We start from the raw sequence: 12,820 nt of genomic DNA, 5'->3' as shown, positions 1-12,820 counted from the left end.
CTCCGTCGAGATAGGAATGATCAGCTTTTTTGTAGCGGTAGCCACAGCTGTAAACGGTGGCGGATCTCGAACAGCGCCTGCTCGTAAGCATCCAACTTACTCATCAGACGAGGGTCACGGATGTCCCAGAATAAAATCTCGTCAGCCTTTCCTTGCCACTCCCGGCACGCCTGCTGGGCTTTGTCACACAGTACGATCACCACGTCGAACGTGTCATTCTCGAATTGATCCAGCGACTTACTGTGCAGCCCCTCTGTCGAAAGACCCTGTTTTTTCAAGGCTTCAAGGGTTAACGCATGGGGCTCATCAGGTTCCGAGCCCGCACTGAAGGATTCGAAGCGATCACCGGCCATATGGCGAAGTAGCACCTCCCCCATGAGAGAGCGCGCAGAGTTGGCATTGCAGAGAAAGAGCACGCGACGCTTCGACATAATTCAACAACCTCTTATTTAATTTTACATCGTCACCATACGCCCCGATGATGACGGAGATATTGCAACCCAGACAGGCGGCTAGAAATATACGAAAAAACATATATCATGAAAACCACCTATCGATTGTCGACCAAGGAGCCCCAATGGCCCTGTTTGAGGAGTTACCCAATCTCGCACCTGAGTGCTTTCAAACCCCTAGCCTCGAATTATTGGGGTTACCGCCCTCCTCGCTTCCCGCCCCCAAGGTGCTACTGCTATACGGCTCTCTTCGTGAGCGCTCATTTAGCCGCTTGGCGGTTGAAGAGGCCGCCCGCCTGCTGAACGCGATGGGCGCTGAAACACACATTTTTAACCCGCGTGGCCTGCCGCTCCCTGATGCCGAAGATGCCAGCCACCCTAAGGTGGAAGAGCTGCGCTCCCTAGCACAGTGGGCAGATGGGATGGTGTGGTGCTCGCCAGAGCGTCACGGGGCGATGACAGGCATTATGAAAGCACAAATTGATTGGATACCCCTGGCGTTGGGCGGCGTACGCCCTACCCAAGGCAAAACCCTGGCCGTGATGCAGGTCTGCGGTGGTTCACAATCTTTTAACACGGTGAACCAGCTGCGCATTTTGGGCCGCTGGATGCGCATGGTGACGATCCCTAACCAATCGTCCGTGCCCAAAGCCTTTATGGAGTTCGATGACAACGACCGCATGAAGCCCTCGCCGTTTTATGATCGCATCGTGGATGTCATGGAAGAACTCGTAAAATTCACTCTACTGGTACGAGAGCGCAGCGACTTGCTCACCGACCGATACTCAGAGCGTAAAGAGAGTGCCGAAGAGCTCTCCAAGCGCGTTAACCAGCGGGCTATCTAATCAAGGAGCGAGCATGTCACATCAGGAGCAAGCAGCCCCCAGCAGTGCTGACATGGGGCTTTTCGAACGTTATCTGTCGCTTTGGGTCGCCGCTGCGATTGTGGCCGGTATTGCGTTAGGCCAATGGGCTCCCGCCATTCCCGAGGCTCTTTCACACTTTGAATACGCGCAGGTGTCGATCCCGATCGCCGTACTGATATGGGCGATGATTTTTCCGATGATGGCGCAAATTGACTTTAGCGCCATTGCTGGCGTTCGCCGTCAGCCGAAGGGGCTGGCCATCACCACCACGGTAAACTGGCTCATCAAACCCTTCACCATGTTTGCCCTGGCATGGCTGTTTTTCATGGTGATATTTAAACCTTGGATATCGGATGACCTAGCCAGCCAATACCTCGCGGGAGCCATCTTGCTGGGTGCGGCGCCCTGCACCGCGATGGTCTTCGTCTGGAGCTATCTGACCCGTGGCGACGCAGCCTACACGCTAGTGCAAGTGGCGCTCAATGACCTGATTATGCTGTTTGCCTTTGCGCCGATCGTGGTCTTGCTGCTGGGCATCTCTAATATTCAGGTGCCCTGGGATACGGTCCTGCTGTCGGTAGTGCTCTACATCGTCATTCCCCTGGCAGCAGGCTACCTCACGCGGAAAACCCTTATCGCCAAGCGCGGTGCCCAGTGGTACGACAACGTTTTTATGAAGCGCATTGGACCTATCACGCCGATGGGTCTGATCATTACGCTGGTTCTGCTGTTCGCGTTTCAGGGCGATGTCATTCTCGACAATCCGCTGCATATCGTACTGATCGCCGTTCCACTAATTCTGCAGACGTTTTTGATCTTCTTCATTGCCTATGGCTGGGCAAAAGCGTGGCGCGTACCGCACCCTATTGCTGCACCTGGGGCGATGATTGGTGCCAGCAACTTTTTCGAGCTTGCCGTGGCCGCCGCCATCGCGCTGTTCGGCCTTCAGTCGGGCGCTGCGCTAGCTACGGTGGTGGGTGTACTGGTAGAAGTCCCGCTGATGCTGGCCCTAGTGCGCATTGCCAATAACACGCGCCAGCACTTCCCTACTCATGCTTAAGGAGCCTGCTTGATGGCGCACTATTTGATTTTTCTCGGCTCGACCAGAACGTCAACGCCTCCCGCGCCCGCCCGCCTGGGCGAGCGGGTAGCCAAAGCGTGCTTGCGCTTACTCAGCGCCCAGCGCGATACGACGGCGGAGATTATTGACCCGCTCTCATTCGATTTGAGCGGTCCGTTTAAACCGCATTTTGCCTACTCTGCCTCCACCGTACCGGATGACTTGGATGCCCTGGCAACGAAAATCGACCGGGCAGACGGCTACGTGATGGTCAGCCCAGAGTACAATCACGCGATGAGCCCGGCGCTGAGTCATTTATTGAATCACTTTGGCGCGTCGCTATTTGCTTTCAAACCCAGCGCCATCGTGACCTACTCCATGGGCCAGTGGGGCGGCGCCCGCGCGGCGGTGAATATGCGCTCGTTTCTATCCGAGCTGGGCTGCTTGCCCGTTTCAGCGATGATACATATCCCGAAGGCCCACGAAGCCATCGATTGCGATGGACAATTTCAGGCGGAGCAGGAGCGCTGGGAAAGCTATTTTGGTCGGACGCTCGCGCAGCTCATGTGGTGGGCCGACGCCGCCAACGCACATAAAGCCGAGCAAGACCCCACTCGCCTATCGCCCGCGTTTCATCATACCCCTAGCCAACGTGACGCCCCCTCATGTCAGTAACCATTTACCACAACCCTAACTGTGGAACGTCCCGCAATACGTTAGCCATGATCAAGGCGTCAGGGGAGTCGCCTGACGTGATCCACTACCTGGACACACCGCCAAGCCGAGAGCGCTTGGTAGAATTGCTGGCGATGATGACGCTATCGCCGAGAGCGCTGCTGCGCCGCAAAGGCACGCCTTACGATGAACTGTCCTTGGATGACCCAACGCTAGACGATGAGCAGCTTATCGATGCCATGATGGCCCACCCTATTCTCATCAATCGCCCAATCGTCATCACCCCCAAAGGGGCAAAACTCTGCCGACCTTCCGAACAGGTGCTAGCGCTAATGGATCGGCCGGTGGCGCACTTTGTGAAAGAGGATGGTGAGCGTGTTGACTATCCACCCCAATAAGAGGCACTCACGCAGCAATGAACCCGATCATTGATATAGAAGAAACAGCGGCTGCGTTTATCAAGCAACAAGGGGGCGTGGTCACCGTGAGATGCTCCCCCCGTCACGGCTGCTGCGGAGGCACGTCGCGTATCGCCATCGCAGAGACTCACGCACCTGACGACACTTCGGCATTTGAAAGCCACTTTCTCGAAGGGGTCTGGCTCTGGATAGCCCCAGAGCTTGCTCGGCAGGGCTTGCGACTTCGGGTGGAAGGCTGGTGGAAACTGCAGCGACTCTTCGTCGATGGCGCCCCGCTACGCGCAGGGCACCAGGACACGCCCACGCCGTGAATCGGCGTGGTGCGCTTTGCTCACGCCACCTGCTTGGGCAACGCAAGGGCCATGACGGCGCTTGCCGCCACCAAGGCAGCCGCTACCCAGAGGCAGGCGCTCAGGCCGTACGCCATATAGAGCCACCCGGAGAGCAGCGTGCCGACCAAGCGCCCCATGGCATTGGCCATATAGTAAAAGCCGACGTCCATCGAGACGCCGTCGGCCCGGGCATAGTGAACAATCAAGTAGCTATGCCAACTGGAGTTCACGGCAAACAGCACGCCAAACGCCAACAGGCCCACCACTAGCCAGCCTACCTGCGCCAAGGGAAGTAGCGCTAGCAGGATGGCCAAAACGGCCAGGGCAGCGGCCCACCCAGCGGTGATGGTTCTCGCATCGCCTTTTAGCAGGGCTGTGAGTTTTGGTGCTTGGGTTTGTACGCCACCATAGCCGATGATCCAGGCCGCCAATAGGCCACCTACGGTCCAGTGGCTCCAGCCGTGCTGATCATAAAGAAAGACCGGCAGCGCCACGACGAACCACACGTCGCGCGAGGCAAACAGACAAAACCGCGCGGCCGAGAGCACGTTGATGGCGCGGGATTTAGAAAAGATCTCGGTGAACTTGGGTTTGACTTTTTGCTTGCCCAAATCCGCTTTGAGACGCCAGAGCGATAGCAACAGCACGACAGCCAGCATCACCGCCATGGCGATAACGGCTCCGCGAAAGCCAATCAGCGTGAGCAGCACACCGCCAACGAAAAAGCCTAGACCTTTCAGGGCATTTTTAGAGCCGGTCAACATAGCGACCCAGCGATATAAGGCGCTGTTGGCATTGGCACTCGTGGCCGGCACCAGCACCTTCACAGCGCTTTTTGCGCTCATTTTATTGAGGTCTTTGGCAATGCCTGACAGCGCCTGAGCGGCCATGACCCACACCACGGTCAGCATGCTCGCCGGTACCATGAGCATGGCGAGCGCCACGATTTGCAGACCCAACCCCACGTTCATGGTGCGGTTCAAGCCCAATCTCGCCCCTAACCAGCCCCCCACCAAGTTCGTCACCACGCCAAACGCTTCGTAGAAGAGGAACAGCATGGCGATTTCCAACGGCGAGTAGCCGAGCTGGTGGAAATACATCACCACCAGCATCCGCAGCGCGCCGTCGGTCACGGTGAACGCCCAATAGTTGCCTGTAATCAGCATGTACTGGCGCACCTCGAACGGTAGCGCCTTGACTTTATCCAGCAGCGATTCAGCCACGACCCACTGGCTCCTTGCCCACCTTACGTGCCAGCTCGGCGGTACGATTGGCATAGCCCCACTCGTTGTCGTACCAGGCGTAGAGCTTTAACTGAGTGCCGTTCACCACCATGGTAGAGAGGGCATCAATGATCGAGCTGCGCGGGTCGGTGCGGTAGTCGATCGATACCAGCGGGCGCTCTTCATAACCGAGGATGCCTTTCAACGGCCCTTCGGCGGCCGCCTTGAGCGCTTGATTTACCTCCTCGACGGTTACTTCCCGCTCAAGCTCGAACACCATATCGGTGAGCGACGCGTTGGCCAGCGGCACACGGATCGCGTGGCCGTTGAGCTTGCCTTCTAGCTCAGGAAAAATCGCCGTAATGGCTTTCGCCGAGCCCGTGGTAGTAGGGATGAGACTCATGCCGCATGCGCGGGCGCGACGCAGGTCTTTATGAGGAGCATCGAGAATGGTTTGGGTGTTGGTGATGTCGTGTACAGTGGTCATCGAGCCATGACGGATACCGAAATGCTCGAGAATCACTTTAACGACCGGCGCTAGGCAGTTAGTGGTACAGCTAGCGGCCGTGACGATGCGGTGCTTGGCTGGCTCGAACAGGTGATCGTTGACGCCCACCACCACGTTGAGCACGCCCTCCTCTTTCACCGGCGCACTCACTACCACGCGCCCAACGCCTTGATTCAGGTAAGCCTGCAGCTTGTCGGTACTCTTCATTTTACCGGAGCATTCGATGACCACGTCGCAGCTGGACCAATCGCTTTCCGCGATGGTTGTATGGGCGCTAAAGGCCACCTCATGTCCATCAATGACGATGGCATCCTGACGCGACGTCATGCCCTTTCCTGGCGTCCATTGGCCGTGGACGGAATCAAACTCCAATAAATGGGCAAAGGTGGCCGCATCACCACCAGGGTCGTTGATACGCACCAAGGTCACCTCGCCTGTCGCCACCTGCGACCAAAGGCTGCGCAGCGCTAGGCGTCCAATACGGCCAAATCCATTAATACCGATGCGAAGTGACATAAGGGAAGTCTCCAAATATGCAATAAAGGCCCAGCCTACCGCTTATATACGAAAAAACATATGTTGGTAGTCAAAAAAACGCTGCTTGAAAGCCCGCCATGACAGCGGGCCAACAAACAGCAGTCTATTTAGCCGTAACGGCCTGAGATGTAGTCTTCGGTCTTCTTCTGTGCGGGGGTCGAGAACATCACTTTCGTGTCGTTGTACTCGATGATTTCCCCCAGGTGGAAGAACGCCGTGTAGTCCGCCACGCGCGCCGCCTGCTGCATGTTGTGCGTCACGGTCACGATGGTGAACTGCTCTTTCAGCTTGTCCATCAGGTCTTCGATGGTGGCCGTGGAGATGGGGTCCAGAGCGGACGTCGGCTCGTCCATCAAAATCACATCCGGCTGAACGGCAATGGCTCGTGCAATGCACAAGCGCTGCTGCTGACCACCAGAGAGCGAAGTGCCCGGCTCTTGCAGCTTGTCCTTCACTTCGTTCCACAAGCCAGCATCGCGCAGAGCCTTCTCGACCAGCTCGTCCTGGTCGGCTTTACGGCTCACCAGGTCGTGCATACGCGGCGCGTAAGCGATGTTTTCGTAGATCGATTTCGGGAACGGGTTAGGCTTCTGAAACACCATCCCTACCCGGCGGCGCAGCGCCACTTCATCCATCTTGCCAGCATTCACATCCTGGCCGTCCATCTCCACCAGGCCTTCAATATGTACGCTGGGAATCAAGTCGTTCATACGGTTCAAGCAGCGCAAAAAGGTCGATTTACCGCACCCCGAAGGGCCAATCAGCGCGGTCACGTTCTTCTGGAACAGGTCGATGTTCAGCCCTTTCAGCGCTTGGCTCTTGCCGTACCACAGGTTGAGGTCGCGAACACGAATGCTGAGATCGTGACATGCTTGCTCGTTACGCGTGTAGGGCTGGCCAACGTCTGGTGCATGCTGCTGATTCATAACGGGTGCTTGGCTATTCATAAGGTGTCCTCTTGGGCGCCGGCTTACCAGCGGCGCTCGAATTTCTTGCGTAGCACAACGGCAAAGGCGTTGAGCGAAATCAGCACAGACAGTAGCACTAGGATGCCACCAGCGGTTTTTTCAACGAAGGCCTGCTCCGGCTCGCCTGACCAAGTAAAGATCTGCGCGGGCATGACCGTGGCTGCCTGGGTAAAGGAAGCGCTGACATCCGGAATGAAGGCCACCATCCCTACAATGATCAGCGGTGCAGTTTCACCCATCGCCTGCGCCAGGCCAATGATCGAACCGGTCATGATACCGGGCATCGCCAGCGGAAGAACGTGATCACGAACCACTTGCCAGCGCGAGCAACCTACACCAAATGCCGCATGGCGAATGGAGTCCGGCACACTACGCAGTGCCGTACGGGTGGCAATGATGATGACGGGAAGGGTCATCAGCGCCAGCGTCATACCGCCTGCCAGCGGAGATGAGCGCGGCACGCCAAAGAAGTTGATGAAGATCGCCAAACCTAGCAGACCAAACAGAATCGACGGAATCGCTGCCAAGTTGTTGATGTTGATCTCGATGATCTGGGTAAAACGATTATCCGGTGCGAACTCTTCCAGATAGATGGCCGTCATCACGCCAATGGGGAAAGAGATCAGCAGCGTCACGATCATGGTCATGACCGTCCCCACCACCGCCGACAAGATACCGGCGTTCTCGGCGATTTTCGAATCCCCTGAGCCGAAGAACGTTTTATTGAAACGCAAATCCACCTGACCTGAAGCAACCCGCTCGTCGATTTCGGCTTTTTCTTCGTCGCTCAAGCTGTTGCGGTGTCCTTTCAGATACTGGTCCACTTCGCTGTTGGCCAGCATCCAGCGCTGCTCGGAGGTACCGATCATGTCGGGGTTATTGCGCAGCTGCAGCGGAATGACGCGAACCTCGGTGCGGCTAATCAGCGGCACCAACTCCTCGTCAAACGCTTGACGACCATCGCGGCTCGCCTCTTCGGTGTAGTTGATCTCGGTATTGATATAGGCCTGCTGGAACGCAGGCAACCCTTTGCTCAGCATGTCGGCAAAGAACAGCACCAAGAACAGGCCTGCTAAACCCAGCGCGCCCATGGAGACCCACTTCAGGCGGGCCGACTTACGGTGACGCCGCTTAAGCTGCTGGCTGATCTCGTCAAAAGAGTGGCTCATCGAATCAGTTCCTCGGCGTTACAGGTTGTTCACGCGGTATTTTTCGCGGAAGCGACGAATCATTAATACAGAGACCAGGTTGAGCGTCAGAGTGACGACGAACAGCACCAGGCCCAGTGCAAAGGCTGACAGCGTCTCCGCACTCTCGAACTCTTGGTCGCCGGTCAGCGATGCCACGATACGGACGGTCACTGTCGTCATGTCTTCCAAGGGATTGGCCGTCAGGTTCGGGCGCATACCGGCCGCCATGACCACGATCATGGTTTCACCCAGCGCTCGGGACATCCCCAGCAGCGCCGCAGAGATGATACCGGGCAGTGCCGCAGGCACGACCACGTCGCGAATGGTTTCGCCTTTGGTCATTCCCAGTGCCAGCGAGCCCTGGCGCATGCTATCGGGCACCGAGTTGATCACGTCGTCAGAGAGCGAGGAGATAAACGGAATGATCATGATGCCCATGACCACACCCGGCGCAACGGCGTTGTTGTAAGACGCATCCAGCCCAAAGAAGCCGGCAATATTGACGATGATCGGTGCCACGGTAATGGCGGCGAAGAAGCCGTAAACCACGGTGGGAATACCTGCCAGCACTTCGAGCACCGGTTTAGCGATCGTGCGCACCCGTTGAGGCGCGTACTCCGACATGTAAATCGCTGACAACAGACCGATAGGCACCGCGACCAACAGCGCAATGGCCGTGATCATGAAGGTGCCCGCGAACAGTGGCACCGAACCGAACTCAGCGCTGCTGCCGTCACCGCGCCCTGCGGCCGCTAGAAAGCTCGCACCGGGGTTCCAGGTTGTGCCGGTGATGAAGTCCCAGAAACTGTGCATTTGGAAGAAACGCAGCGCTTCCGAGATGATCGAAAACAGAATACCGAACGTGGTAAAGATCGAGATCATCGCCGCGCCGGTCAGCACCCAGCGAATCACCCGCTCGATGGCTTGGCGAGCGTGAAAGTGGGGCTTCACTTGCGCCACCCCAACCGCCAACCCGGCTGCGGCGACCACCAAGCTCGCAGCCAGCAAATACATGGGCGGTATCTCCGCACCTAACAACAGCAGTAGCAACGACCCTAGCGCGCCCACCAGTACCGCAGGCCCTGCCGTTGAGAGAACAGCAAACCAGGCATACTGATCAGGCTGTGCGAACATCGCCGTGCCAGAAGCACGTACCCGCGCAGCCTTCGCTCGGCCTACAAAAAAGGCCACTAGCCCAAGCAGCAAGAGCACTGTGCAAAAGAGTAAAAGTAGCTGGTTTGTTTGCATCGAATTTCTCTCGCATCACCTAATGAAATCGTGTTGGCTGCTACTTTGGATTAAAAACATGACAGCAATATGACAAAGACAGCGCACCCCAAAACAAATGGCCGGTAGCATCCGCTACCGGCCATGTCATCACTATTGAATAGCGATTATTTCAGGTCAGCCGCCACCAGCTTGGTGCGGTCAGCCACTTTCTGACGAGCTTGCTCACGCTCGGCTTCCGGCAGCGGAATCAGACCAAGATCAACCAGGTAACCGTCATCGCCAATCATCTGATCTTCCATGAACATGTTGGCGTATTCGTACATCGGCGGCACTTCGTCAGCGTGCTGGTTCTTCAGGTAGAACCACAGTGAACGAGCTACCGGGTACTCGCCAGAGCTGATGGCTTCGACTTCCGGCTCAACACCGTTGATGGACGCACCCATGATGGTGTCCGGGTTCTCAACCAGGAAGGAGTAGCCGAAGATACCGAAGGCACCGGTGTCTTCTGCCAGGCGCTGAACGATCAGGTTGTCGTTCTCACCGGCGTCGATGTAAACACCGTCGGTACGGATGTCGGTGTAACCTTCTTCACCGTAGATGTCCATCTCGGCAGAAGCGGCTTCCATGACCAGTTCTTCGAACGCGTCACGGGTACCAGACGTGCTGGGCGGGCCATAGATAGAGATGGCGCGGTCCGGCAGAGAAGCGTCAATGTCGCTCCAGTTGGTGTAGGGGTTATCAACCAGTTCGCCGTCTACCGGCACCTGGGCGGCAACCGCCAAGAAGATTTGCTCAAGCGTCAGGTCGATCGGCTCGTTGGTGGCCGCCAGACCCAGAACGATACCGTCAGAACCGATTTTCGCTTCGGTGATGTCAGTAACGCCGTTCTCTTCGCAACGCTCGAGTTCAGAAGACTTCATGCGACGAGACGCATTGGTGATGTCCGGCGTGCCTTCGCCAACACCGTTACAGAACAGACGAATACCACCGCCAGAACCTGTGGACTCGATGACCGGCGTCGGGTAGTTGGTCAGCGCGCCGAACTCTTCAGTCACGTAGCTGGCGAACGGATAAACAGTGCTGGAGCCGACGATGCGAATCTGGTCACGTGCTTGTGCCACACCGGCAACGCTCATTACAGCCGCCGCGATGACGGTAGTTTTTAGAATACGGTTCATGCGAAATACTCCTGTCGATGTAGGGTTCTGGCCTTCGCATGACGTACTTTGCACCCCTTCGATGACATCTTTATGACATCACCCAAAACGTCTCCACTTTTTTAAGAAAATCTCGCGCTACAGCAATAAGCCCAATGCCGCGAGCGTGCATAGCCCCAGCGAAAGACGCTGCAACAGCGGTTTATCCAGTCGGTGTGCGATTGCATCCGCCAGCGCATTACCCAACAAGACGGCAGGTAGAAAAGTGAGCGCCAGCTTGAAATGCCAAACGCTGATCTGCCCTGCCAATGCCAGTGTCAGCAGGGTTAACAGCGAGGTGAGAACAAAAAAGGCGGCTAGGTTGCCGCGCATGCGGTCCGGCGCGAAACCGTGCATGAGCAGCACGATGGGCGGCCCGCCAATGGCCGCTACCGTGCCAAAAACACCGGAAAGAACACCCGCGATAAAGAGAGTGATGCGGTTCACCGGCAGCTCGAAACGGCATAACGTGACCAGTACCGCAAACAGTACGATGGCGGCTATCAGCTTTTCCAGCACTACCATTGGCGCGGCCAGCAACAGCCAAAGCCCCAGACCGTTCCCCGGTAAGCGCCCCACCAAGGCAACGCTCATCTCTTTTAGTCTCACTTCATGCCAATAACGGCGAACCATCATCAACGAGACCGTGAAACCAAACAGCACCAGAATGACCGGCACCAGCCGGGGTTCGATCATCAGTAGCAGCGGTGCGCCCACCACTGCCAAGCCAAACCCCGTCGCCCGCTGCACGAAAGCACCGAGTAGCAGTACGGCGGCGCTGCCAAGCCAATGGGTCAATGGCATGTCTAACCACTGCAGCAGGCTATCCATTACAATGCATCGTCTGCCTTAGGGGCCTGGGTCAGGACTCTCACGCCGATGTTGCCCAGTAAGGCCGCACCTAACATGGTTAGCACCATGGGCCACACATGCTCTACTTGGAACAGGCCCACCAGGACGCCCGCCAGCGCCCCACAGCTAAACTGGATACCGCCGAGCAGCGCGGTCGCTGTGGCACTGATATGGCCAAAATGATCCAGTAGCGATGAGATGGCGTTGGGAGTGATCAAGCCAATCATAGCGGTGAACATCATGACCAACGGCACCACCACATAGAGCGACGCCACATTCAGCGCTGCGGCCAGCACCAACCCCAGAGCAGCCGCTAACTGAACGGCCAATCCCAAGCGCAAATTTTGCTGCGGCGTGCGTTTTCGCAGCAGATAGATATTGACGCGGTTGGAGAGCGCAATCACCACGACGTTCACCCCAAACACCAGAGGGTAGACGCTGGGCGAGAGGGAGAAGTAATCCAAATATAGAAAGGGCGATGCGGTGACGAACGCAAACAGCCCCGCAAACGATGCGGCGACCGCACAGATGTATCCCATGCCCTCTTTATGACGCAGCACGCTGGCATAGTTGCGAATCACTTGACGAGGTGAGGCCGCTGGCAAATTGGTATCGCGGGTTTCGGGCAAGCGGGTTCCTAGCAGCCAGAGTAAGAAACCGGCATAAACGGCCAGAAAAACGAAGATCAGCCACCACCCCGCGATATGCAGCAGCAAGCTGCCCACCGCTGGCGCCACCAGCGGGGCCAGCATCATGATCATAGCCATGGTGGACATGACCTTGGCCGCCTCCCGCCCGCTAAAACAGTCGCGTACGATGGCCGCCGAATTCACGACGCAAGCACCACCGCCCAATGCTTGAATAAAGCGCCAAATCAGCAGTGACGTCAGGCTGTCGGCAGTGGTGATCATCAGGCTTGCCAGCATGAACACGACCAAACCGCTGAGCAGCACTGGCTTGCGCCCTACTCGATCGGAGAGTGGGCCAAAACAGAGCTGCCCGAGCGCGAACCCAAACAAAAACATACTGATCGAGAGTTCGGTATGGTGAATGCTGGCATCGATGCTCTCGGCCAGAACGCCGATGGCAGGCAGATAGGCGTCGATCGCAAACGGCGCCAACGCGGTGTTGGCCGCCACCAGCAGCGCCACTCGACGAGGATTAAGTTCCATAAGCCTCCTTACTATGGGCGTGAGAGAGCGGAGGAGACCGCCAAAAAGATAGGCCGCTAATCATAATCGATTTCAATTCATTTGTCGGTGTCTGTTCGTTGCGCGCGCCCCTTGCTAAAGTACCCCAAAGACAACCAAGG

The 12,820-nt window shown here is 57.0% G+C and carries 14 protein-coding genes; 5 read left to right on the top strand and 9 right to left on the bottom strand.

The genetic code is table 11. The features are described from left to right. Window positions 1–20 precede the first annotated feature (20 nt). Window positions 21–431 carry an arsenate reductase ArsC gene (locus AB6K10_RS10140; RefSeq protein WP_159341750.1) on the bottom strand — a complete coding sequence of 137 codons (411 nt, stop codon included), beginning with the start codon at window positions 429–431 and terminating at the stop codon, window positions 21–23. 146 nt (window positions 432–577) lie between these two features. Between AB6K10_RS10140 and arsH the strand changes: the two genes are divergently transcribed. Genes arsH through AB6K10_RS10115 form a run of 5 tightly spaced genes read left to right on the top strand, consistent with a single transcriptional unit; the run spans window position 578 to window position 3,783 of the window. After that, window positions 578–1,297: an arsenical resistance protein ArsH gene (gene arsH, locus AB6K10_RS10135; protein ID WP_339118621.1), complete on the top strand. Its 720-nt coding sequence runs from the start codon at window positions 578–580 to the stop codon at window positions 1,295–1,297. A gap of 13 nt (window positions 1,298–1,310) precedes the next feature. Then, entirely contained in the window at window positions 1,311–2,378 is a 1,068-nt protein-coding gene (gene arsB / locus AB6K10_RS10130) for an ACR3 family arsenite efflux transporter (protein WP_253017357.1), read from the top strand. A gap of 12 nt (window positions 2,379–2,390) precedes the next feature. Further along, a complete protein-coding gene (locus AB6K10_RS10125; protein ID WP_339118620.1) occupies window positions 2,391–3,053 on the top strand; it encodes an NAD(P)H-dependent oxidoreductase in 663 nt (220 codons plus the stop codon). Then, window positions 3,044–3,451: an arsenate reductase (glutaredoxin) gene (gene arsC / locus AB6K10_RS10120; protein ID WP_339118619.1), complete on the top strand. Its 408-nt coding sequence runs from the start codon at window positions 3,044–3,046 to the stop codon at window positions 3,449–3,451. The genes AB6K10_RS10125 and arsC overlap by 10 nt, the downstream gene beginning before the upstream one ends. Before the next feature lie 17 nt (window positions 3,452–3,468). Then, entirely contained in the window at window positions 3,469–3,783 is a 315-nt protein-coding gene (locus tag AB6K10_RS10115; protein WP_339118618.1) for a CC/Se motif family (seleno)protein, read from the top strand. A gap of 20 nt (window positions 3,784–3,803) precedes the next feature. Here the strand turns inward: AB6K10_RS10115 and arsJ are convergent, their stop codons facing one another. From arsJ to AB6K10_RS10075, 8 genes are all read right to left on the bottom strand, one after another. Then, entirely contained in the window at window positions 3,804–5,027 is a 1,224-nt protein-coding gene (gene arsJ / locus AB6K10_RS10110; protein ID WP_305947665.1) for an organoarsenical effux MFS transporter ArsJ, read from the bottom strand. Further along, a complete protein-coding gene (locus AB6K10_RS10105; RefSeq protein ID WP_339118617.1) occupies window positions 5,020–6,051 on the bottom strand; it encodes an ArsJ-associated glyceraldehyde-3-phosphate dehydrogenase in 1,032 nt (343 codons plus the stop codon). Before AB6K10_RS10105 ends, arsJ begins: the two co-directional genes overlap by 8 nt. A 128-nt stretch (window positions 6,052–6,179) precedes the next feature. After that, window positions 6,180–7,019 carry a phosphate ABC transporter ATP-binding protein PstB gene (gene pstB, locus AB6K10_RS10100; protein ID WP_044630110.1) on the bottom strand — a complete coding sequence of 280 codons (840 nt, stop codon included), beginning with the start codon at window positions 7,017–7,019 and terminating at the stop codon, window positions 6,180–6,182. Window positions 7,020–7,042: 23 nt separating this feature from the next. Beyond that, on the bottom strand, window positions 7,043–8,209 hold the full coding sequence (pstA, locus tag AB6K10_RS10095) for a phosphate ABC transporter permease PstA (protein ID WP_159341742.1): 1,167 nt from the start codon (window positions 8,207–8,209) through the stop codon (window positions 7,043–7,045). Between the two features lie 18 nt (window positions 8,210–8,227). Beyond that, complete coding sequence (gene pstC / locus AB6K10_RS10090; RefSeq protein ID WP_159341741.1) at window positions 8,228–9,478, bottom strand: phosphate ABC transporter permease subunit PstC; 1,251 nt, start codon at window positions 9,476–9,478, stop codon at window positions 8,228–8,230. 146 nt (window positions 9,479–9,624) lie between these two features. After that, window positions 9,625–10,638, bottom strand: coding sequence for a substrate-binding domain-containing protein (locus tag AB6K10_RS10085; RefSeq protein ID WP_159341740.1), 1,014 nt, complete (start codon window positions 10,636–10,638; stop codon window positions 9,625–9,627). Window positions 10,639–10,755: 117 nt separating this feature from the next. Continuing rightward, on the bottom strand, window positions 10,756–11,487 hold the full coding sequence (locus AB6K10_RS10080; protein WP_339118616.1) for a sulfite exporter TauE/SafE family protein: 732 nt from the start codon (window positions 11,485–11,487) through the stop codon (window positions 10,756–10,758). Continuing rightward, entirely contained in the window at window positions 11,487–12,680 is a 1,194-nt protein-coding gene (locus AB6K10_RS10075) for a multidrug effflux MFS transporter (RefSeq protein WP_339118615.1), read from the bottom strand. Before AB6K10_RS10075 ends, AB6K10_RS10080 begins: the two co-directional genes overlap by 1 nt. Window positions 12,681–12,820: the final 140 nt, after the last annotated feature.

This window comes from Halomonas sp. BMC6 (assembly GCF_964204995.1).
In the GTDB taxonomy this organism is placed as follows: Bacteria; Pseudomonadota; Gammaproteobacteria; order Pseudomonadales; family Halomonadaceae; genus Vreelandella.
Note: the sequence above shows the minus strand (reverse complement) of the source record. Positions and strands in the feature narration are given on the sequence as shown.